Source organism: Streptococcus suis (assembly GCF_016775005.1).
GTDB lineage: Bacteria > Bacillota > Bacilli > Lactobacillales > Streptococcaceae > Streptococcus > Streptococcus suivaginalis.
Genome location: NZ_JAEUXI010000001.1, coordinates 342867 through 365763, shown reverse-complemented (window position 1 = coordinate 365763; position 22897 = coordinate 342867). Strand labels below are relative to the sequence as shown.

The window sequence follows — 22897 nt, the reverse complement described above, 5'->3', positions numbered from 1 at the left end:
ATATATTTAACACAGATTAAAAATGAAAAAGGAGACAGATATGTTAAAGTCAAAGAAAGCAAAAATTGCGCTCTTTTCTAGTTTGGGAGTCCTGGTAGCAGGACTCGCGGCTGCAGGCTATTTTATGACGCAGAGTTCAACAACCAGCACGGCAGGTGCTTATGAAGAGCCATTGACCTATACAGTTGTATCAGAAGGCTCCATCGCCTCAGCAACGCTCTTGACAGGTACTGTCTCAGCAGCTGAGGAACAGTATGTTTACTATGATTCTTCAAAAGGGGACTTGACAGGCTTGCTGGTTGCTCAAGGTGATCAGGTTCAGGTTGGTACACCCTTGGTTCAGTATGATACTTCTGAGTTGCAAAGCAATTTAGATTCGGCAGTTCGAGCGCGAGACAAAGTTGGACGTCAAATCTATGATCTCAAAACCAACGGACAGACAGTTGATTTGACAGGTGATGCTGCTACAGATAGCCAAGCAACCTCATCTGCCCAGAGAAGTGTAGACATGCAGTTGCAAGATCTTAATGATGCTTATGCAGATGCACAAGCGGCTGTAGATAAAGCGTACCAAGCTGTAACAGAAGCCACTGTTAATTCAACCGTAGCTGGTACAGTTGTTGAAGTAAACCAATCAGTTTCGAAATCATCCACAACTAGCCAAACCTTGGTGCATATTGTTAACCAATCAAGCCTCCAAGTGAAAGGTAGCTTGACAGAATATGATTTAGCCAACCTTGCAGTCGATCAAGAAGTGCGTATCCGTACTAAGGTATATCCAGATAAAGAATGGACTGGAAAAATCACCTACATTTCAAACTATCCAGAAGGTAACCAAACAGCAGACGCAACAAGTGGAACCGGTACAGGTGGTGCTAAGTACCCATTCAAAGTTGCCATCACGAGCGATATGGCAGAGCTCAAGCAAGGCTTTACAGTAAATATTGAAGTAGTCAATACAAGCAGTTCAATTCTTGTGCCTACATCAGCCCTTGTCTATGGAGACGATGGAACCTATGTGTGGACCATTGTGGATGGTAAGGCTAAGAGAGTAGCGGTTGAGTTAGGCAATGCAGATGCACTTAACCAGGAAGTAACGGCAGGTCTAACAGTTGGTGACCAAGTCATCTCAAATCCGAATAACACCCTCGAAGAAGGAAAAGAGGTGGAAGCCTATGACCAAACAGTTAATTAAGCTGCACGCTATCAATAAAAGCTACCAAAATGGTGATCAAGAACTCCGTGTACTGAAAGATATAGATCTGGAGGTTGAGGAAGGAGAATTTCTAGCCATTATGGGACCATCTGGTTCAGGGAAATCGACCTTGATGAACATTATCGGTCTCCTTGATCGGTCCACAACAGGCAATTATTGGCTAGAAGATCAGGAAGTGAGTCAGTTATCTGAGAAAAAATTGGCTCAGGTCCGAAATGATCAGATTGGTTTTGTCTTTCAACAATTCTTTTTACTAGCTAAATTGAACGCTCTTCAGAATGTGGAGTTGCCCTTGATTTATGCAGGTTTGCCAGCTGCCAAGCGAAAAGAGCTAGCCAAACAGTTGCTGGAAAAGGTGGAGTTATCTGAGCGGATGACCCACCTGCCTTCAGAATTATCGGGAGGACAAAAGCAACGGGTTGCCATTGCGCGTGCCTTGGTCAACTCACCAGCTATTATCTTGGCAGATGAGCCAACTGGTGCCCTAGATACCAAGACAGGACAGCAGATTATGGATCTCTTGACCAATTTGAATCGAGAAGGCAAGACCATTATCATGGTAACCCACGAGCCCGAAATAGCTGCCTATGCTAGTCGAACGATTGTCTTGCGCGATGGTGTTATCACTGAAGACAAACGGAAGGGAGGTAGCTGATGGAAAACTGGAAATTTGCCTTAAAATCCATCCTGTCGCATAAAATGCGCTCTCTTTTGACCATGTTGGGAATTATCATTGGGGTTGCAGCCGTTGTGATTATTGTAGCGATGGGAACAGGAATGTCGCGCAGTATCGAAAAATCTCTGGCTGGTGACCAAAATAATGTCCAGGTCTACTTTTCTCAAATCGTTGGTACTGAGACAGGTGGTGTTGGAGGATTTCTTTATTCTACTGGTGGAGAAGTCTCTACGGAAGAAGAACCTGATTTGACAGAAGATATCTTGCGAGGTTTGCTGGATATCGATGGTGTCAGCAACTATTACATCAGTATCAACACTATGTCTGAAATCTCAGTCGGTAGCAAGAAAGCAGAAAATGTCACCATCACAGGGGTTAGCCAATCCTTCTTTGATGTGAAAAAATATGAAATCTTAGCCGGTCGTCAGTTTACCCAAAATGATTATTCTCGTTTTTCACGGATTATCATGTTGGACCAAGCCTTGGCTGAAAAGCTATTTGGAACAGTAGAAGCCTCCCTCAACCAAATTGTAGATATGAACCAACATTCCTACCTCGTGGTCGGAGTTTACAAGGATCCCAAAGCAGGAACAGCCATTTACGGTATGAACTCAGGCGGTAATGCTGTCATGACCAATACTCAGTTGGCAGCAGAAACAGGGATGAAGGAAAACTCATCGCTCTACCTTTATGTGGAAGATGTAACAAGAGCCAGTGAGGTTGGTCTTGCAGCAGCAGACTACTTGACACAAGCAACAGGGCTTAAGGAATCTCGCTACGATATCTTTGATATGTCAACCATGTTAGACGATTTCAAACAGCAAATGTCAGGAGTCACGCTCTTCATCGGATCAGTCGCAGGGATTTCCCTCTTGGTAGGTGGTATCGGTGTTATGAACATCATGCTGGTATCCGTTACTGAGAGGACCCGTGAGATCGGCCTTCGAAAAGCTCTTGGAGCTACCAGAGGAAATATCTTGATGCAGTTCTTGATAGAAGCTATGGTTCTGACCAGTTTGGGCGGATTGATTGGATTGATCATTGCCCAAGTAACCGTTTGGGGGTTAAATGCCAGCCACATCATGGGAGAAAACATGACTGCAGAGATTTCCATCCCTGTTGTCTTGGGAAGTTTAGCCTTCTCAGCCCTGGTCGGAGTGGTCTTCGGTGTACTACCTGCTAACAAAGCATCTAAGCTTGATCCAATCGAGGCCTTGCGATACGAATAAGACTCAAAAACGATTAGGTTTTCCTAGTCGTTTTTTTATTAAGCAAATACCTTGACAATATCACTAGTTAGTAATAAAATAAAACCATCAGAGATGTAAGAGCTAGAGGATGCAGGCTCTACTAGATTTAAAGGAGAAAACATCATGGTAGAATTAGGTATTTCAACATTTGGCGAAACAACTCCACTAGAAAAAACAGGGGAAACTTACAGCCACGACGAGCGGATCCGCCAGCTAGTCAAAGAAATCGAACTAGCTGATGCGGTGGGGCTTGATGTTTATGGGATTGGGGAGCATCACCGAGAAGATTTTGCGGTTTCTGCACCTGAGATCGTGCTGGCAGCTGGTGCCGTCAATACCAAGCATATCAAGCTAACATCAGCAGTTTCAATCCTTTCCTCCATGGACCCTGTGCGACTTTATCAGCAGTACACCACCATTGATGCTTTGTCAAATGGCAGAGCGGAAATCATGGCGGGTCGTGGTTCCTTTACGGAGTCATTCCCCTTGTTTGGCTATGATCTCCATGACTATGAAGAACTCTTCGATGAAAAGTTGGATATGCTGCTGGAAATCGACAAGGAAACCAATCTCAAGTGGGATGGGCATTTTACCCAGTCAGTCGATAATAAGCCAGTCTATCCACGTCCTGTTCAGGAAGATTTTCCAATTTGGGTCGCAACTGGGGGCAATGTAGAGTCCACCATCAAGATTGCTAAGAAAGGCTTGCCAATCGTTTATGCTGTCATTGGTGCAGGTGCCCATCGCTTTAAACCTTTGGTCGATGCTTATCGCAAGGTTGCCCGCAACTCAGGTCATGATCCAAAGAAAACGAAAGTTGCAGCCCATTCTTGGGGTTGGATTGCAGACGACCATGACAAGGCTGTGGAAGAATACTATCATCCAACCAAAGTAATTACGGACAATATTGCCAAAGACCGCCCACATTGGAGCGAGATGACCAAGGCGCAATATCTCTACTCCCTGACAGACGAAGGTGCAACCATCGTCGGAGATCCAAAACGAGTCGCTGAAAAAATTATCAAGACTATTGAAACACTTGACTTGGACCGTTTCTTCCTCCATCTCCCAATAGGCTCTATGCCACATGAAGATGTCCTCCGTGCCATTGAACTTTATGGCAAAGAAGTTGCGCCAATCGTCCGAGATTATTTTGCTAAGAAGGAATAGAATCAGTCCCAAGACTGATGAGATAGTTGATAAGATGAGCTATACTATAGTCAATCCTAAATATTTTTCATAATCTCCTGAAAATCCTGACCATGTGGTTGGGATTTTTTGCATGCAAAAACACTCTTGGAATTTCCAAGAGTGTTTTAAGTAACGGCGTTAAACAGTTTGTAGTTTTTATTTCATCATCGGGAGTGATAAGGTCTGGTAGACCTTTTCAGCCAATCGCTAAGAAACTGGAAAGCGATTGGTACATTCTAGTAAAAACAATACTAGCAAGCTACTCCTGCTTACTTCATAGTTGGGTGTGATAAGGTCTAGCAGATCTTGTCAGCCAATCGCCAAGAAACTGGAAAGTGATTGGTATCACCTAGTGGCAACAATACTAGCAAGCTACTCTTGCTTACTTCATAGTTGGGAGTGACAAGGTCTAGCAGACCTTGTCAGCCAATCGCCAAGAAACTGGAAAGCGATTGGTATCACCTAGTGGCAACAATACTAGCAAGCTACTCTTGCTTACTTCATAGTTGGGAGTGACAAGGTCTAGCAGACCTTGTCAGCCAATCGCCAAGAAACTGGAAAGCGATTGGTATTTCCTAGTGGCAACAATACTAGAAGGTTACTCTAGCTTATTTCATAGTCGGAAATAGCAACACATCCCGAATAGTAGTGGTGTCTGTCAAGAGCATGCAGAGGCGGTCGATACCGATTCCGAGGCCGCCTGTTGGTGGCATACCGTATTCGAGGGCTTCGATGTAGTCGTAGTCAACGCCTGTTGCTTCGTCGTCACCGAGTTCTTTAGCCTTGGCTTGAGCTTCGAAGCGTTCCAATTGGTCGATTGGGTCGTTCAATTCTGTAAAGGCGTTTCCGTATTCTTTGGTCATGATGAAGAGCTCGAAGCGGTCTGTGAAGCGTGGGTCTTCATCGTTTTTCTTAGCCAGTGGAGATACGGCTACTGGGTGACCATAGACAAAGGTTGGTTGGATAAGAGTTGCTTCAACGTATTCTTCAAAGAAGCTGTTGATGATTTGACCAACTTCTGTATGGTGTTTTTCCACAGGGACCTTATGCTCAGCTGCAAGGGCTTTTGCTTGCTCGAAGCTCATCTCTTGCCAGAAGTCCACGCCAGTTTGTTCCTTAATAGCATCAACCATGTGGATCCGCTTGAATGGCTCGTGGATGTTAATGACAGTATCTTGGTAGGTCACAGGACCATCACCGACAACAGCCTTGGCAGTATGCTGGATAATACCTTCGGTCAAGTCCATGATGTCCAAGTAATCCGCATAGGCTTGGTAAACCTCAATGGAAGTGAACTCAGGGTTGTGAGTCGCATCCATACCTTCGTTACGGAAGATACGACCAATTTCATAGACGCGTTCCATACCACCGACGATCAGGCGTTTGAGGTGGAGTTCTGTCGCGATACGAAGAACCATGTCAATGTTTTGGGCATTGTGGTGGGTGATGAATGGACGAGCCGCTGCACCACCAGCTTCGTTGTGAAGGACAGGTGTTTCCACCTCCAAGAAACCAAGTCCGTCAAGGTAACGGCGGATTTCTGAGATAATTTTTGAGCGGGTCACAAAGCGCTCAAAGCTCTCACGGTTGGTAATCAAGTCCAAATAACGCTTGCGGTAGCGGGTCTCGATGTCTGTCAACCCATGGAATTTTTCTGGCAGTGGGCGGAGCGCTTTAGACAAGTGAGTCAACTTGCGAGCATGGATAGACAACTCACCAACGTTTGTCTTGAAGACATCTCCCTCGACACCGATAAAGTCACCAAGGTCTGCTTTTTTGAAGATTTCATAATTTTCTTCGCCAACATCATCCTTACGAACGTAGATCTGAATCTGGCCTTCGCGGTCTTGAATGTGAGCAAAACCTGCCTTACCCTTACCACGTTTGGTCATGATACGGCCAGCGATGATCGCTGTTTGCCCTAATTCTTCTAAGTCTTCTTTTGATTTGTCTTCGTACTGAGCTTTCAATTCAGCTGAATTTGCAGAACGCTCAAAACGTTTTCCAAATGGGTCAATGCCCTGTTCAGCAAGAGCCGTCATTTTCTCACGACGGACAATCTGTTGGTCATTTAATTCTTCAAAATGTTCAGTTGACATAAAAATTTCATTCCTCCAAAGTCTGTTCTTTCTATTCTATCATAGAATAGGCAAAAAATCAGCAAAAAAGAAAGCAAGAAACTGCTTTCTTAGTGAGATTTGTAGCTGGTATCATTCCAAGCTAGTTCTGTAAAGTGATCAAAGTCTGTCGTTTCCAAAATGGAAATGGAAGCATTATCCAAACCACCTCGGTGACGCAGTTGGGCTGGTGGAAAACCAAGCAGGCGATGGATAGAAGCGGTTAGAAAGGCACCATGACTGACGATGAGGATTGTTTCCATGTTTTGCCCTTTCAGTGATTGGACAAAGTCGACCATCCGTTGAGTTACCTGGCGAACGCTCTCAGCTTCAAATAGGTCATTGTCAAAAAGAGCTAGATTATGTTTGAGTGCCCAGGCTTGTTTGGGGTAGATGGCACGAAAAATTGCCATCTTGCTTCCTTCTAGTCTTCCAAAATTCCATTCACGCAGTTGTGGCATGGCTAGAACGGTTTGGCAATGGTGATTGACTTTAGCGATTTCTTGGGCAGTTACCTGCGCACGTTGAAGATCGCTTGAGAAGATAGCATCAAAGGGGATTTCAGCAAGGTATTTGCCTAGTTTTTCTAAATCCTGATAAGATTCGGGCAAGAGAGCTGAATCACCAGAAGCGCCTTGAAAGCGTCCCTCCAAATTCCACTCAGTCTTTCCATGACGGACAAAATAAATTTTCAAGTCTAGTTCCTCCCTTCAATCAAATCGGCAAAGTCAGCTTTTACAAAATCAGCTAAAACCTGACTGTCAATTCGAATAGACCGACCAATTTCTCCAGCAGAGACAATCAAGTGACCGAGTTCAAGGGCAGATTGATCAATGTAGATTGGGAAATTGTGCTTCTGACGAATACCGACTGGATTGTTGGCACCGTGAACATAGCCAGTTGTCTTTTCCAAGTCCTTTTGCGGAATCATACTGACTTTTTTATTGCCTGAGATCTTGGCTAATTTTTTCTCAGACAGGTGCTCAGTGATTGGGACGATTCCAATGATAGGACCCGTTTTATCCCCAGTTAATGCCAGTGTTTTGTAAATTTCGTGTTCTTCAATTCCTGGTGGCAATTGGCCATCGAGGGCATTTAAAACAAGGCTATCATGATCGATCTTAGCCTTGTCTAAAATTTGGTCCACCAAGGTTTTCTTAATCTTAACCTTTTTAGCCATTATTTATATTTTTCCTCAAGTTTACTCATCCAAAGGCCTAGCCATACTCCTAAGGCAAAAAGAACAAGAGCAGCAATCCATGTAACAAAGTTTGTTCCAGCATAGGAAATTGACTCTTTGTTGCTTGCTTGTGGAATCAAAATTAGGAGAGTAGAAGATGAGACGATACCAATAATAAAGTGATAAACACGTGAATGGTATACTTTCAGAGCATGGTCCATTGCTTTTGAAAAGGCAACCATTGCAAGAACGCCACCGATTGCGATTGGTAGGAAGGTACCGAATAAATCAAGTGATTTGAAACCATTAAGCATTGGCGTGTAAATGCCCAAAATCAGCAAGAGATTTGAAGGGCTGAGTCCAGGAACAAGTATACCTAAAGCTATCAAGGCACCCGCCAAGACAAAACTTGCAACGTTTGTTGGAAGTGTTCCGACAAGATCGCTCAAATTGTAGAGCAAGAATCCTGAAATGATGAATGTCCCAATCAACCAAGCCAAATCAATACTATCGCGTTTGCTTTTTTGAGTTGATTCTTTAAGCAAACTAGGAATTGTTCCGACGATTGCCCCTGCAAAGGCCCACAAAACTGGGACTTGGAAATGTTGTAAGAGATACTCAACTGGAAATGAAAAGAGTGCGATTCCTAAAATACCACCGATTCCAACAGGTACGAAGAAAAGAAAGTTTTCCTTGAAATCCTTTCGAATATTGGCCAAAAATCCAATTAGTCGCTCATAAATTCCGAGGATAGCAGTGAGTACTCCCCCAGAGACACCAGGTAAGATAAAGCCGAGTGCAATAATCATCCCTTTGATGATACGAGAAATCCAAGATGACATAAGACCTCCAAAAATTTTTTTAACGCTTCATTATAACACAAAAGTAAAAAAAGCCCCTTGAAAATAGGGCTTATTTCTTGAAGAAATTTGGTTGAGCCTTATACAGCAAAATCAGCAAGAGGCAAGCAATGATGGTCGAAGGGAGAATGTAGCTGATATTATAGGTAAAAGAATAAATCCAGACGGGAGTACCAGCAGGGGCATAGTCAGCATAGAAGATAATGCCAGATAGGAAGGTGGCAAGCAGTCGAACACTTCCACCAAGAAATCCAGCCAAGCTGATGGTGAAGGCTGCTTGCTTCAAGTCTTTTTGTTTGGTTAGAAGAGGGGATAATACCCCTGCTAATCCAATACCTGCATAGGAGAGGGCATAGTCAAGGAAGACTTGAAAGACATTCAGAAAATAACCGCCATAGAAGAGTTGAATGGTGCCCACAATTCCTCCTGTCAGCAAACCAGCCGATAGGCCATGTCGAAGGGCGACTAAGAGAATTGGAAGCATAACAAGTGAGACTGAGCCACCTTGCGGCATGGTAAAGAGAACAAGCTTGTCTAAAATCAAGCCAAGGGCTGAGAAAATAGCGATTTCTGCCAAGAGGGAAAGCCGATGTGACAACATAAAAACTCCTTTGTGTTACAAAGGAGTCCAGGCAAGTCAATCGTAGATCAACACCACAATCCCTACGCTAGTCTTAACTAGATCAGGTTCGAGGATTTCGCAAAAGCGATCTCAGCCGAAGCACTCCTTTGTGTATGTATTTAAAATGATTATACTAAACTACTCAGGGGCTGTAAAGAGTTTTTGATATACTTCATTTGGATCCTTGAGAGTTGTAATGAGGTTGAGGTCTAGATGGTTAGCAAAGCCGTTCACATAACCTCGGGAGGTATATTGGTGCAAGTCGTAGTCCAAATCGGTATTAGGGGCAGCATTGTAGTAACCCGAATCAGTTCCATAAGTTGGAATCCAGACGGCATCAAACTTGTCAGCCGATGTGACAACATAAAAACTCCTTTGTGTTACAAAGGAGTCCAGGCAAGTCAATCGTAGATCAACACCACAATCCCTACGCTAGTCTTAACTAGATCAGGTTCGAGGATTTCGCAAAAGCGATCTCAGCCGAAGCACTCCTTTGTGTATGTATTTAAAATGATTATACTAAACTACTCAGGGGCTGTAAAGAGTTTTTGATATACTTCATTTGGATCCTTGAGAGTTGTAATGAGGTTGAGGTCTAGATGGTTAGCAAAGCCGTTCACATAACCTCGGGAGGTATATTGGTGCAAGTCGTAGTCCAAATCGGTATTAGGGGCAGCATTGTAGTAACCCGAATCAGTTCCATAAGTTGGAATCCAGACGGCATCAAACTTGTCAACAGAGATACTATGTTCTTCCATGAAATAGGTTCCGATGTAGATACCGATATTTTTAGCACCGAGATTAATCAGTTCTTGACGAAAGGCTTCGACACCAGCATCCATATCTTCCATAGTTTTTTCTTCTACGTCTAACCAGTAGAAGGTAGGGTTGTATTTGTAAGAAGCTTTGTAAAAAGTCTGGGCTTCTTTTTTCATGGAATCGATGCTGTTTCCAGTGACGTAGGCATAGACTGCGACAGGAATGCCTCGTGATTGAAATTCTGTAATGTGGGTTTGATAGGATTTGTCTAAGCCATTTTCATCAGAGGCATTGTTGTCCTTGGTGGTATGTGAACCGCTCTGCACCCGGACAATTGCGCCAGAAATATTGGCCGATAGGACATCGTAGTCAATCTCAGAAGGCCGTTGCCAACCTGATACATCGATGATGGGCTTCATTTCTAAGGCGTTTGTGATGTTCACCTCAATAAATTCAACAGAAGAAGAGGAACTTGTAGAACTGCTACTTGTTGATGCCTGTGCTTCAGTTGTACTGCTTGCTTGCTCTTGTTGGGAGACTTCCCTAGTTAAAAGGAGCAGACCAGTAAATAAGAGGAAAAAAATGGCAACAAATATTGGTTTTATTTTCTTTCTCATCCAGAATAGTTTACACTATTTATAGAAAAAAATCAAAAAAATAGGTTTGAAATAACTGGATTTTCTTGACATGTAAGCGGATTTAGGCTAGTCTAGTATCGAAGTAGGGAGGAGAGAGATGTGAGAGAGGTTAGCAAGAGTCAGTTTATTAGTCGCATCGTCATGCTAAGTGCCTTAACCGTTGCCTTACGTTTTGTCTTTGTTGCCTTTCCCAATATCAAACCAGTGACCGCTATCTTTTTGTGGGTCGCCTATTCCTGGGGGTTGGTAGATGCCTTGTTGGTCATGGCCTTGTCCATGTTGGTGTCGGGAATCTATCTAGGTTTTGGGATAGTTGTGTTCTGGCAAATCATCGCCTATGGGCTGGTGCTCGCTGTATGGTCTAAGTTGCTAGTACCAATATTCAAATTCCATACTAACTTTGGCAAGCTAGAAGCGGTTTTTGCGGGTGCCCTTGTCTTTCTCTATGGTTTTGTCATCAGTTTTTTAATTGCATGGCAATACAGCATGCCTTTTTTTGTTTACTGGCTAGCTGGACTATCGTTTGATCTGGCTCATGCTCTATCTACTGCCCTATTTTATCCCATTATTGTTACCATTTTTAGGAGGATTTTATGAAAAAGAAATGGCTTTTAGCCTTTGTTGCTTTTGTATTTGCGCCAGTATTGTTGGCGTGTCAGACAGAAGATCCAGAAGATCTTGTCACACAAACTTATACAGCGCAATTGACAGTTGAATTTGGAGATCGGACCGATCAAAAACAGGTGACAGTGGAGCCTGGAGATTCCGTTATGGACGTCTTGGAAGATGCTTATGAAATCGAAGAAGATGCTGGCTTGATTACGGTGATTGATGGTGTTAGTCAAGATCCATCAACCAACACCTACTGGATGTATGATTTCAATGGGGAATTGGCGCCAAAAGGAGCTCAGGAACAGTTAGTCCAAGAAAATGATGAAATTCGTTTTTACTTGGAAACATTTGAATAAGAAGAGAGCCAAATTCGGCTCTTTTTTTGTTACTTTCATGGAAAAAAACAGGAAAGCATCATTTCTATGATATAATAGAAATGATAGTCTCAGACTTTAAGGAGTTTACATGAAGATTGATAAAAAACACCTGCTCAATTACTCCATCCTCATCCCCTATATGATTTTATCGATTATTGGTCTGGTGATGGTGTATTCGACGACGAGTGCCTTGCAGATCCAAAAAGGTGGCAATCCCTTTTCGATGGTGATTACCCAAGCTGCTTTCTGGGTACTAAGTCTCGGTTTTATTTATATGATTTACCGGATGAAATTAAGTTTTCTGCGTCAAAAGAAACTCATTCTAGTTGTCTTGTTGGCAGAAGTTGCCATGTTGGTGGCATCTCGTTTCTTTGATCCTGTTAACGGTGCCCATGGATGGATTCGTCTGGGACCAGGAGGAATCATCGGTCTGCAACCTGCGGAATACTTAAAGTTGATTATCATCTGGTATTTGGCAGACAAATTTTCACAGATGCAGGATGATATTCGCGTCTATGATTACCAGGCCTTGATAAAGGGGAGCTGGATTCCGAAAGCTTTCAATGATTGGCGCGTGGTGAGTCTCGCTTTCCTGGCTCTGGTTGGTTCTTTGCCAGACTTGGGAAATGCGACCATCATTGGCTTGATTATGGTGGTGATGATTTCTGCAAGCGGGATTGGTTACCGTTGGTTTTCCACTATTATTGCAGGGATCGTATTAGGGGCCTTTGTTCTTCTATCGACCATTCGGATATTGGGGGTCGAATTAGTAGCTAAAATTCCAGTTTTTGGCTATATTGCTCGTCGCTTTGCAGCTTATTTTAATCCCTTTGTGGATGCGACGGAATCAGGTTTACAGTTGGCTAATTCCTACTATGCCATGAGTAATGGTGGCTGGTTTGGTCTTGGTTTGGGGAATTCTATCGAAAAAAATGGCTACCTACCAGAAGCCCATACGGATTTCGCCTTTTCTATCGTGATTGAAGAGCTAGGTTTTTTTGGAGGAAGTTTGATTTTGGGACTTCTGGTCTTCCTTATTCTTCGAATCATCGTTGTAGGAATTCGAGCCCGTAATCCTTTTAATTCGATGATGGCCTTTGGTGTGGCAGCCATGCTATTGATCCAGATTTTTATCAATGTCGGCGGTATTTCTGGTGTGATTCCAGCGACAGGTGTAACCTTCCCATTCATCTCTCAGGGGGGAAATAGCTTGTTGACCATTTCCATCGGAATTGCCTTTGTGCTAAACATTGATGCCAATGAAAAGAGAGTGCTTCTCCAGGAAGAAATCGAACGAACTCTTGCCTAGGAGTAAGTGAGGGAAGAAAGATGACAATACAAAAATTAGAAAACTACAATAACAAAGAAGCTATTCGGGAGGAGGTTATCATTCTTACCTCCATCCTTCAAGACGTTGCCCGTCAGATGATTTCAGAAGAAACCTTCAATAAGATTATCGAATTGGGGCAGCTGTCTACAGAGGACAATTACCATGATTTGATTGCGATTATCGGACAACTATCCAACCAAGAATTGGAAGTGATTTCCCGCTATTTCGCGGTTCTTCCCCTTTTGATCAATATCTCAGAAGACGTTGATTTGGCTTATGAAATCAACCACCAAAACAATATTGGTCAGGATTATCTGGGGAAAATTTCAACTACGATCGACATGGTAGCCCAGCATGAAAATGCAGCAGAAATCCTTGAAAAATTAAATGTTGTTCCAGTTTTAACAGCCCATCCTACTCAGGTTCAACGCCAGTCTATGCTTGATTTAACCAAGCATATTCATGAGTTACTTCGTCGTTATCGGGATGTAAAACTCGGTTTGATGAACCGTACCAAGTGGGAAGATGAACTCCGCCTCTACATCGAAATCATCATGCAGACGGAGATGATTCGTGAGAAGAAGCTAAAGGTTACAAACGAAATCACTAACGTGATGGAGTATTATAACAGCTCCTTTATCAAGGCTGTGACTAAGCTCCAACGGGAGTACAAGCGCTTAGCAGCTGAAAAAGGCATTCAACTGACCAATCCTCGTCCTATTACCATGGGCATGTGGATTGGTGGAGACCGCGATGGCAACCCATTCGTTACAGCGGAAACCCTCAAATTGTCCGCCCTAACCCAGTGCGATGTCATCATGAATTACTACGATGAGCAGTTGTACAAACTCTACCGCACCTTCTCCCTATCGACCACTATTGTGAAAGTTAGTCCAGCTGTTCAGGCCTTGGCAGACTTGTCACAGGACCAGTCTGTTTACCGCGAACACGAGCCCTATCGTCGTGCCTTCCATTACATCCAGATGAAGCTAGCAAACACCCGAGCTTATCTAGTAGCTGATAGGGAGCAAGGAGTTCGCTATGCCAACGTCACAGAATTTAAGGCAGACCTTCAAGCTATCAAGGCTTCCTTAGAGGAAAATCGCACAGCAGCGCTGATTAAAGGGGATTTAACAGAATTATTGGAAGCCGTAGAAGCCTTTGGATTCTATCTAGCTAGCATTGACATGCGCCAAGATTCGTCTATCCATGAAGCAAGTGTGGCAGAGCTCTTAGCCTCAGCAAGAATTGTGGAGGATTATTCAAGCCTGTCAGAAAGTGATAAGTGTCAGGTCCTTCTCAAAGAGTTGGAAGAAGATCCTCGGATTCTGTCTGCGACAAATGCACCTAAGTCAGAACAATTGCAGAAAGAGTTGGCCATCTTTGCAGCAGCCCGTGAGCTCAAAGACAAGCTAGGAGAAGAAGTCATCAAGCAACACATTATTTCCCACTCTGAAAGTGTTTCAGACCTCTTAGAATTGGCTGTTCTCCTAAAAGAAGTTGGACTAGTAGATGCTCAACAAGCCCGTGTGCAGATTGTTCCTCTTTTTGAAACCATTGAAGACTTGGATAATGCTTCTGAGACCATGCGTCAGTACCTGCAGCTTGACTTGGCCAAAGGCTGGATTGCTGGGAACAATGGCTACCAAGAGATCATGCTTGGCTATTCCGACTCTAACAAGGATGGAGGTTATCTGTCTTCTGGTTGGACACTTTATAAGGCGCAAAATGAATTGACCCAAATCGGTGAAGAAGAAGGCATTAAGATTACCTTCTTCCACGGTCGTGGAGGAACAGTTGGTCGTGGAGGTGGCCCATCTTATGATGCTATCACTTCGCAACCATTTGGCTCCATCAAAGACCGTATTCGTTTGACCGAACAAGGCGAGGTCATCGGTAACAAGTACGGAAACAAAGATGCAGCCTACTTTAACTTAGAAATGCTGGTTTCCGCAACTCTGGACCGTATGGTGACCCAGATGATTACCAATCCGAACGAGATTGACGGCTACCGTGAATCAATGGATGAAATCGTTGAAGATAGCTACCAAATTTACCGTGATTTAGTCTTTAACAATCCGCATTTCTATGATTATTTCTTTGCTGCAAGTCCTATTCGTGAAGTTTCGAGCCTTAATATCGGTTCACGTCCTGCAGCTCGCAAGACCATCACAGAAATCGGTGGTCTCCGTGCCATTCCTTGGGTCTTCTCTTGGTCTCAAAACCGCGTGATGTTGCCAGGATGGTATGGGGTTGGTTCTAGCTTCAAGCGTTTCATTGACAAAGACCCTGCAAACCTAGGTAAATTACAGAAGATGTACCAAAACTGGCCATTCTTCCGTTCCCTCTTGTCAAATGTAGATATGGTTTTGTCTAAATCCAACATGAACATTGCATTTGAGTATGCCAAAATGTGTGAGACAGAAGAAGTACAGGCAATCTTCCACACAATCTTGGATGAATGGCAACTGACCAAGGATATGATTTTGGCCATTGAACAAAATGATGAACTTTTGGCAGAATTACCTTTCCTCAAAGCCAGTCTGGACTACCGCATGCCATACTTCAATGTGCTCAACTATATTCAGATTGAACTCATCAACCGTCTCCGTCGTGGAGAATTAAGCAAGGAGCAAGAAAGCTTGATCCACATCACCATCAACGGTGTAGCAACAGGTTTGCGTAACTCAGGTTAATAGGCATAAAACAACTTCTTCGGAGGTTGTTTTTTTATGTATAATAATATCAGAAAGGTGTAACCAATCGTCAATTCATTCGTTTTATTAGTGAAAGGAGGAGATGAGTATCAAACTGGATCAATATGAAAAAGAAGTCATTGGTATTGCTGAGGAGATTTCCTATTATCTACAAAAATCTGGCGCCAACTATGCAGATAGTCAGGACATCGCACAGGATATACTAGTGAAAATTTTAGAAGCAGAGCTTGTCCTTCCTTTCGAAAAACTAAGAACCTGGCTTTACCGTTCAGCAGTTCGGGCTTACATTGACAAATATAGGCGAGACAAGCGCTACTATGAAATTTTACAGAAGGAGTTCTTTAGAAGTGAAGACCTTTTGGTCTATGACCAAGAAGATTATGAGGAACTCTATCAAGCTGTTGCAGACTTGCCAGAAAAATACCAGCAAGTGATTGACCTCTATTATTTTCAGGGTATGACGGTCAAGGAAGTGTCTACTGTCTTGGGGAGGAGTCAAAGTTGGGTCAAGATTACCCTTTACCGCGGACGCAAGCAGTTGAGGAAAATGCTAGAAGAGAGAGGATATGACTATGAAGACTTTTGAAGAAGTGACAAAAAAGAGTAAGCGGAAGAATTTATGGAAGACAATAGGGCTATCATCGCTCATCGGTTTCATCTTAATGCTTATTGGCGTTCAAACCATAAAAATCATCGTCGGTGCACGAGAAGGTCGTGAGGTGTGGGAACAAACGATGTTAATGGAAATCGCCTATCCAAATATAAATCATGATGGCATTAAAATCCAAAGCATGAGTTATGTATCTGGAAAGCTCTACTTCGATTTGTACAAGGATTTAGACGGTGTTCCAATGGCTTTTGGTCAGCACGAAATTTACTATGACCTGTTTGATAGTCATTATGACTTTGCCCAGCATATACCTGGGAATACCTTCAAATACCTATATGATCATACAACCAATACCAAGGTACCTGTTTTTTACAATAAGAATCAGATTGTGTGGAGTGAGTCAGAGATTGCTAAAGAGTTGCCCTATCTAAGAGAAATGAGCGGTCAGCTAGTAGAAGTGGCTATTTCCTTTGATAAGAAGTACAGCTTGGCAGAGATTAAAGAGATGATTCCTAGCAATCTCAAGAAAAATTGGTATTGGATAGGGACAGAAGGGAAACAAAATACCTATTACTATCGTCCAGAGCAGCTTTTGGGATTAGAGCCAGAGGATATTCAACTGGTCTTTTCGGCCATGCCAGAAGACTATATGACAGGTATGGACTTTATGAAAGAGTTCTTGGAATCGGGAGATCAGAAACGAGCGCAGTATTTGGACTTACCAGTGGATGACTTGCAGGCCTTTGTCGACAAGTTTGGTGATACCGACTTCACCAAACAAGAAGAGATTGACCAGTTGGAGTTCGCAGGCATTATCCTAACAGGTAAAGCAGAAGACTTTGCTCAATTGGAAGGCAAGGACTGGATCTATGCTTCTAGTATCGGAGCCTCTGTCCAAAACCAACCATATTATCGACTGTGGGAGAAGTAGCAAGGATGCCTGATTGATCAGGAGGTGCTTTTGGAAAAAGCAAAGCAGGTCATTTTTTTCTATCTTCTGTGACATTTCTCACCTGAAGGCTAGAAAAGAAAAGCAGACTGTTCAGCTTGAAAGAGGGAGGAAAGCCAGCAGGAAACGGCAATAAATTAAAAAACGATAGAAAATGCTTGCATTTCTGCTACAATTTGATAGAATAGTAAGGTAAAGTTAGACCGTATTGCCTACTGTCTATCTATAAAATATATTTTATTGGAGGCTTTTACCAAAATGGCAAAAGAAAAATACGATCGTAGTAAACCCCACGTTAACATTGGTACAATTGGACACGTTGACCACGGTAAAACTACTTTGACTGCAGCTATCACAACTGTATTGGCACGTCGCTTGCCTTCATCAGTTAACCAACCTAAAGATTATGCGTCTATCGATGCTGCTCCAGAAGAGCGCGAGCGCGGTATCACTATCAACACTGCACACGTTGAGTACGAAACTGAAAAACGCCACTACGCTCACATCGACGCTCCAGGACACGCGGACTACGTTAAAAACATGATCACTGGTGCTGCCCAAATGGACGGTGCGATCCTTGTAGTAGCTTCAACTGACGGTCCAATGCCACAAACTCGTGAGCACATCCTTCTTTCACGTCAGGTTGGTGTTAAACACCTTATCGTCTTCATGAACAAAGTTGACTTGGTTGACGATGAAGAATTGCTTGAGTTGGTTGAAATGGAAATCCGTGACCTTCTTTCAGAATACGATTTCCCAGGTGATGATCTTCCAGTTATCCAAGGTTCAGCTCTTAAAGCTCTTGAAGGTGACGCTAAGTACGAAGACATCGTTATGGAATTGATGAACACTGTTGATGAGTACATTCCAGAACCAGAACGCGACACTGACAAACCATTGTTGCTTCCAGTCGAGGACGTATTCTCAATCACTGGTCGTGGTACTGTAGCTTCAGGACGTATCGACCGTGGTACTGTTCGTGTCAACGACGAAATCGAAATCGTTGGTCTTCAAGAAGAAAAATCTAAAGCAGTTGTTACTGGTGTTGAAATGTTCCGTAAACAACTTGACGAAGGTCTTGCCGGCGATAACGTTGGTGTGCTTCTTCGTGGTGTACAACGTGACGAAATCGAACGTGGTCAAGTTATCTCTAAACCAGGTTCTATCAACCCACACACTAAATTCAAAGGTGAAGTTTACATCCTTACTAAAGAAGAGGGTGGACGTCACACTCCATTCTTCGACAACTACCGTCCACAGTTCTACTTCCGTACAACTGACGTAACTGGTTCAATCAAATTGCCAGAAGGTACTGAAATGGTAATGCCTGGTGATAACGTAACTATCGACGTTGAATTGATCCACCCAATCGCCGTTGAACAAGGTACTACTTTCTCTATCCGTGAAGGTGGACGTACTGTTGGTTCAGGTATGGTTACAGAAATCGAAGCTTAATTCGATTACGTTCCCAGATATAACAATTATAGTCAGACAACTTAATTGGAACTCTCTGTCCTTGGACAGGGAGTTTTTCTGTAAGCATTCATAAAATGCACAGAAATGCTTTAACCTTACCTGATTTTATGCTATAATGGACCTTGTAAAATAAAAAAGAAGAGGTATGTGAAATGTCACGTAAACCAATCATTGCCGGTAACTGGAAAATGAACAAAAACCCTCAAGAAGCGCAAGCTTTCGTTGAGGCAATTGCAGGAAAATTGCCTGCTGGCGACAAAATTGAAGCAGCTATCGCAGCTCCAGCTGTAGATTTGAACGCTCTCTTGTGGTTCGCTAAAGATTCAGAATTGAAAGTTGCTGCTCAAAACTGCTACTTTGAAGATGCTGGTGCCTTTACAGGTGAAACTTCTCCAAAAGTATTGGCTGAAATGGGTGTTAACTACGTTGTTATCGGTCATTCAGAGCGTCGTGATTACTTCCACGAAACTGACGTAGACATCAACAAAAAAGCACACGCAATCTTCCGCAACGGTTTGACTCCAATCATCTGCTGTGGTGAGTCACTTGAAACCTATGAAGCTGGTAAAGCAGTTGAATTCGTAGGTGCGCAAGTTTCTGCAGCTTTGAAAGACTTGACTGCTGAACAAGTAGCATCACTTGTTATCGCTTATGAGCCAATCTGGGCAATTGGTACTGGTAAATCAGCTACTAAAGACGACGCACAAAACATGTGTAAAGCAGTCCGTGACGTTGTTGCAGCTGACTTCGGTCAAGAAGTTGCAGACAAAGTTCGCGTTCAATATGGCGGTTCTGTAAACCCATCAAACGTTGCTGAATACATGGCTTGTCCAGACGTTGACGGTGCGCTTGTTGGTGGTGCTTCACTTGAAGCAGAAAGCTTCTTGGCACTTTTGAACTTCTAATTAATAATAATTATAAGTGAGCTGTTTCTACTATAGCTAGCTGATTAATTATTGTCTGGGTTTAGTTCTGAATTGTTTAGAACTAAACCCTTTTTCATAGTTATTTTTTGATTAGTTCAAAAAAATCCATTTCATTTTATTTGATAGTTTTTTGTTACCTAGCATATATTTGTCTAAAGTTATTGAAAAAGTATAGTAGTGTTTGCAAAATCGAGTCGGCAACAAAATAAGAGTGCAGATGGAAATAAATAGATAGATATGGATTTCGCAATTGATATATAAAATACGAACAGTTATTAGTAAAGCTCACTTATCTGGATTATTATGTTGCTAATTTACAAGTTAGTTGAAAAAGTTTATAATGTAGGAGTTATAAATGTGAGGAAATTGAATAATGTCAGAAATAAATAATCAACGTCAAGAGAAGATGGTACATGGTGCCATTTGGATTACGGCAGGAAATATCATCAGTCGGTTATTAGGAATTATCTATATTATCCCTTGGCTCATTTGGATGGGAGAATACAAATCAGAAGCTAACGCCCTGTTCAGTATGGGGTATCAAGTCTATGCAAATTTCCTATCTTTTTCAACAATTGGTATCCCAACAGCGGTAGCAAAGCAGATTACTCAGTATAATGCAAAGGGGAGACAGGATATTTCTTACTATCTAGTAAGAGAATTTTTAAAATTTATGCTGGTGATGGGCGCTCTTTCGGCGGTCCTCATGTTTGTTTCATCTCCATTTTTAGCGGCTGCTTCGGGTGAACCTACGGATCTTATCCCTATTATGTATAGCTTGGTTCCTCCCTTATTTATCTTTCCAGCCATGAGTATCATTCGAGGATTTTTTCAAGGCTATCATGATATGCGTCCATTTGCAATCAGTATGATTGTAGAACAAATTGTGCGTGTTGTATGGATTCTTTCTACAACTTATGCCATTATGAAGATGGGGTCAGGAAACTATCTAGATGCTGTCACTCAATCAACCTTTGCAGCATTCGTTGGTATGATTGCGAGTGTTATTGTTTTAGTGATTGAGCTTCAAAAATCGGGGCATTTGCAGAAAATCTTACAAAAAAAGCCAACTTCTGTAGAAGTCAATATCAAAGTCTTGATTATTGAAACCTTGAAGGAAGCTGTTCCGATTATCATCCTTGGGATGATTATCCAGTTGTATCAATTTGTTGACCAACTGACTTTTATCAATACCATGAAGCAGTTTACCGATCTTACGGGAGAAAGGTTGCTGACTCTTTACTCTTATCTAGTGGCAAATCCAAGCAAGATTACGATGTTGATTATTGGAATTGCTAATTCGATTAGTGGTGTTGCATTTTTATTGATTACAGAGAGTTACATTCAGAAGGATTTTAAAGAAACTGCTCGTCTAATCTCCAGCAATTTACAGATGATGTTTATCTTTGTGACTCCAGTAATTCTTGGCTCGGTTCTCTTGGCAGAGCCTCTCTATACCATTTTTTATGGTCAATCAGAAGATGTAGCTATCCATCTCTTTGTTGCCAATCTGTTGTTGATTTTCCTGCAAGGACTCTACGCAGTATTTGGTATTGCCATTCAAGCAGTTTTCCAGAAGAAAAAAGGATTAATCTATTTTGGAATTGGATTTGGTGTCAAATTACTTCTACAAATTCCTAGTATCTACTTATTCCAAGAATATGGTTCCTTTATTTCAACAGCAATCGGTCTAGCAGTCACCCTGGTCTTGTTTTATAGATGTATTCATCAGGCGGTTCCGTTTGATATTGAATCTCTGAAAGAAAACAACAGTAGTATTATATGGATTAGTCTCTTGATGGGCGTGTGCGTGTGGGTAGTGGAATTTTTCCTTAGTGGAATTCTTCCAGTAACAGGCTATTTTTCTAGTTTTGTACATATTATGATTTCAGGTAGTGTTGGGGGATTGATTTTCATTGTTTTGGGATTGAAAACTCGCCAGCTTGATTTATTGATTGGAGAACGTGCCCAGACTCTTAGACAGAAACTTCATCTTTAAGATTGTTTCATGATATGGAGACACTAACTTATAAAAATAAGCTTGAACGGTTTGTTCAAGCTTATTTTTTGTCTGAAAGTATGAAAACATCAATGAATAATTTGGAGCAAAAGTACGACTATTGATGTAATTTTTATTGTTGATTACTTTTTATCTCCGACCAAGTATCTTTTTCATTACTTGTATCAGACGGTATTTAATGGGGAATGGGTGGTAAAGGAAGGTCCCCATCTTGCGGATGATATAGCCGTTAAAGTTTTGTTTGAAGCGTAAAACACCATCACTACCATCAAATTGACCAGTGATACCAAGGAGATTATAGAAAGGAATTTCTTTTGAAATTGCTGTTTGCATCACATGTTCCTGCAAGGCGACAGGCGCATAGAAGCGGTTAAATTCAGTATAAGATCCGCTGTAGAGATAGACAGCTTCTTGTGGAGTATAGACAAAGAGACTGGCTGCAAGAGGGGTGTCCTGTTCCCCATATTGGTTGATCAATTCTTGTGCTTCCTCTTTACGTGTGGTAAATGTATTGAATTGATCGGTAAATTCTCGGAGTTGGTTTTGTTTTTTGACAGAGGCGGGATTAACATCTAAATCTGCTTTTAATCGTTCAATTTTCTGTGCTAATTTTTGCTGCTCTTTGTCCAAATTGGAGTAATAATCAAAAAAATTGATTGTTGCCAACATAAATTCGGCACGATCTCCAAATGCATCAAAGAAGAGTTTGTAATAATCCAAACCCTTATCAGCATAGTTACGACGCTGAGAGGTAGCAGAGGTAATGTCCTTAAAAAGGTGTAGTTCGCTTCTTTCCAATTTTTTTAGCTTTATACCAAAGCTGGCTGTTTTATTGGCTAAGGGGATTCCTTTTTTTGTGTAAGATTTTCGTAAGTTTTCAGGAGTTAAATGAGAAAGGTCTTTGGCATATTGCCAAAATAATTGGCTACCATCATATCCTGTCTGGAAACCCTGATGAGTATATCCGCATGTTTGATAGAGTGACATGAGCTCATCGTTTTTTTGGCTAGTAGCCTCACCGTTGTTATCAAATAGTTGGTAAACTTCATTCGGAATAATCGCCAACTCCAAAACATTCTGTTGTTTTGCATAATGCTTTAACTCTCTTAGGAAGCTGGTCAGAAAGGATGTGGCAGTGTAGACTGGTCCCCAATAAATTTCCATCTTGGTTCCGCCAAAGAGTTTTTGTGAATAGGCAAGTGCGGCAACGGTCACTTCTCCAGTCCCATTTTTGAATCCAAGAAACTGGACCTTGTATCCGCGACTTTGTCGTAATTTTGCCATTTCAAGTGACTGCTCGAAACTTGTCTTTGGCTGAGAATGGACAAAGGTTTCAAATTCATGTTCGGTTAATAATGTAAAAGTCATAAG

At 42.2% G+C, this 22897-nt stretch carries 20 protein-coding genes, 1 pseudogene and 2 riboswitches; of the genes and pseudogenes, 13 read left to right on the top strand and 8 right to left on the bottom strand.

Going from position 1 to position 22897, the window contains the following annotated elements; all coding sequences use genetic code 11:
* Positions 1-40 precede the first annotated feature (40 nt).
* The 4 genes from JNG37_RS01620 (at position 41) to JNG37_RS01605 (ending at position 4312) form a co-directional block, all read left to right on the top strand.
* Positions 41-1195: an efflux RND transporter periplasmic adaptor subunit gene (locus JNG37_RS01620; protein ID WP_158455365.1), complete on the top strand. Its 1155-nt coding sequence runs from the start codon at positions 41-43 to the stop codon at positions 1193-1195.
* A complete protein-coding gene (locus JNG37_RS01615) occupies positions 1176-1871 on the top strand; it encodes an ABC transporter ATP-binding protein (RefSeq protein WP_158455363.1) in 696 nt (231 codons plus the stop codon). Before JNG37_RS01620 ends, JNG37_RS01615 begins: the two co-directional genes overlap by 20 nt.
* A complete protein-coding gene (locus JNG37_RS01610) occupies positions 1871-3121 on the top strand; it encodes an ABC transporter permease (protein WP_158455361.1) in 1251 nt (416 codons plus the stop codon). The genes JNG37_RS01615 and JNG37_RS01610 overlap by 1 nt, the downstream gene beginning before the upstream one ends.
* A 144-nt stretch (positions 3122-3265) precedes the next feature.
* Positions 3266-4312, top strand: coding sequence for an LLM class flavin-dependent oxidoreductase (locus tag JNG37_RS01605; RefSeq protein ID WP_158455359.1), 1047 nt, complete (start codon positions 3266-3268; stop codon positions 4310-4312).
* A 629-nt stretch (positions 4313-4941) separates the two neighbouring features.
* Here JNG37_RS01605 and lysS read toward each other — a convergent pair.
* The 7 genes and pseudogenes from lysS to JNG37_RS01570 all read right to left on the bottom strand — a co-directional run bounded on the left by lysS (position 4942) and on the right by JNG37_RS01570 (position 10488).
* Positions 4942-6432 carry a lysine--tRNA ligase gene (gene lysS, locus JNG37_RS01600; protein WP_158454280.1) on the bottom strand — a complete coding sequence of 497 codons (1491 nt, stop codon included), beginning with the start codon at positions 6430-6432 and terminating at the stop codon, positions 4942-4944.
* Between the two features lie 89 nt (positions 6433-6521).
* Positions 6522-7145: a histidine phosphatase family protein gene (locus JNG37_RS01595; protein WP_158454282.1), complete on the bottom strand. Its 624-nt coding sequence runs from the start codon at positions 7143-7145 to the stop codon at positions 6522-6524.
* Between the two features lie 2 nt (positions 7146-7147).
* The gene (locus JNG37_RS01590; protein ID WP_158454284.1) at positions 7148-7630 is read right to left on the bottom strand and encodes an aminoacyl-tRNA deacylase; all 483 of its coding nucleotides are present in this window, start codon (positions 7628-7630) and stop codon (positions 7148-7150) included.
* A complete protein-coding gene (locus JNG37_RS01585; RefSeq protein ID WP_158454286.1) occupies positions 7630-8472 on the bottom strand; it encodes a DUF368 domain-containing protein in 843 nt (280 codons plus the stop codon). The genes JNG37_RS01590 and JNG37_RS01585 overlap by 1 nt, the downstream gene beginning before the upstream one ends.
* Before the next feature lie 70 nt (positions 8473-8542).
* Positions 8543-9091, bottom strand: a complete 549-nt coding sequence (gene thiT / locus JNG37_RS01580) for an energy-coupled thiamine transporter ThiT (protein WP_158454288.1) — start codon at positions 9089-9091, stop codon at positions 8543-8545.
* A 42-nt stretch (positions 9092-9133) separates the two neighbouring features.
* Positions 9134-9229: riboswitch (TPP riboswitch) on the bottom strand.
* Between the two features lie 21 nt (positions 9230-9250).
* Positions 9251-9466, bottom strand: a pseudogene (locus JNG37_RS01575) (glycosyl hydrolase family 25); the annotation flags it as partial.
* Between the two features lie 53 nt (positions 9467-9519).
* Positions 9520-9615: riboswitch (TPP riboswitch) on the bottom strand.
* Between the two features lie 21 nt (positions 9616-9636).
* Positions 9637-10488 carry a glycoside hydrolase family 25 protein gene (locus JNG37_RS01570; RefSeq protein WP_158454290.1) on the bottom strand — a complete coding sequence of 284 codons (852 nt, stop codon included), beginning with the start codon at positions 10486-10488 and terminating at the stop codon, positions 9637-9639.
* Positions 10489-10608: 120 nt separating this feature from the next.
* On the opposite strand from JNG37_RS01570, the gene JNG37_RS01565 reads away from it, so the two are divergent.
* The 9 genes from JNG37_RS01565 to JNG37_RS01525 all read left to right on the top strand — a co-directional run bounded on the left by JNG37_RS01565 (position 10609) and on the right by JNG37_RS01525 (position 21505).
* Positions 10609-11106, top strand: coding sequence for an ECF transporter S component (locus JNG37_RS01565; protein WP_261979768.1), 498 nt, complete (start codon positions 10609-10611; stop codon positions 11104-11106).
* Complete coding sequence (locus tag JNG37_RS01560) at positions 11103-11477, top strand: DUF4430 domain-containing protein (protein WP_158454292.1); 375 nt, start codon at positions 11103-11105, stop codon at positions 11475-11477. The genes JNG37_RS01565 and JNG37_RS01560 overlap by 4 nt, the downstream gene beginning before the upstream one ends.
* Before the next feature lie 109 nt (positions 11478-11586).
* Positions 11587-12807 (top strand): cell division peptidoglycan polymerase FtsW, encoded by a 1221-nt coding sequence (gene ftsW, locus JNG37_RS01555; protein ID WP_158454294.1) that lies wholly within the window; start codon positions 11587-11589, stop codon positions 12805-12807.
* 20 nt (positions 12808-12827) lie between these two features.
* Positions 12828-15524: a phosphoenolpyruvate carboxylase gene (gene ppc, locus JNG37_RS01550; RefSeq protein ID WP_158454296.1), complete on the top strand. Its 2697-nt coding sequence runs from the start codon at positions 12828-12830 to the stop codon at positions 15522-15524.
* Positions 15525-15627: 103 nt separating this feature from the next.
* The gene (locus tag JNG37_RS01545; RefSeq protein WP_158454298.1) at positions 15628-16131 is read left to right on the top strand and encodes an RNA polymerase sigma factor; all 504 of its coding nucleotides are present in this window, start codon (positions 15628-15630) and stop codon (positions 16129-16131) included.
* The gene (locus JNG37_RS01540; RefSeq protein ID WP_158454300.1) at positions 16118-17086 is read left to right on the top strand and encodes an anti-sigma factor; all 969 of its coding nucleotides are present in this window, start codon (positions 16118-16120) and stop codon (positions 17084-17086) included. The genes JNG37_RS01545 and JNG37_RS01540 overlap by 14 nt, the downstream gene beginning before the upstream one ends.
* Positions 17087-17362: 276 nt before the next feature.
* Positions 17363-18559 (top strand): elongation factor Tu, encoded by a 1197-nt coding sequence (gene tuf / locus JNG37_RS01535; RefSeq protein ID WP_024531546.1) that lies wholly within the window; start codon positions 17363-17365, stop codon positions 18557-18559.
* 173 nt (positions 18560-18732) lie between these two features.
* Positions 18733-19485 (top strand): triose-phosphate isomerase, encoded by a 753-nt coding sequence (tpiA, locus tag JNG37_RS01530; RefSeq protein WP_158454302.1) that lies wholly within the window; start codon positions 18733-18735, stop codon positions 19483-19485.
* A 394-nt stretch (positions 19486-19879) separates the two neighbouring features.
* Positions 19880-21505: a putative polysaccharide biosynthesis protein gene (locus JNG37_RS01525; protein WP_158454304.1), complete on the top strand. Its 1626-nt coding sequence runs from the start codon at positions 19880-19882 to the stop codon at positions 21503-21505.
* Between the two features lie 150 nt (positions 21506-21655).
* Here JNG37_RS01525 and JNG37_RS01520 read toward each other — a convergent pair whose 3' ends face one another.
* Positions 21656-22894, bottom strand: coding sequence for an aminoacyltransferase (locus JNG37_RS01520; RefSeq protein ID WP_202848230.1), 1239 nt, complete (start codon positions 22892-22894; stop codon positions 21656-21658).
* Positions 22895-22897 lie beyond the last annotated feature (3 nt).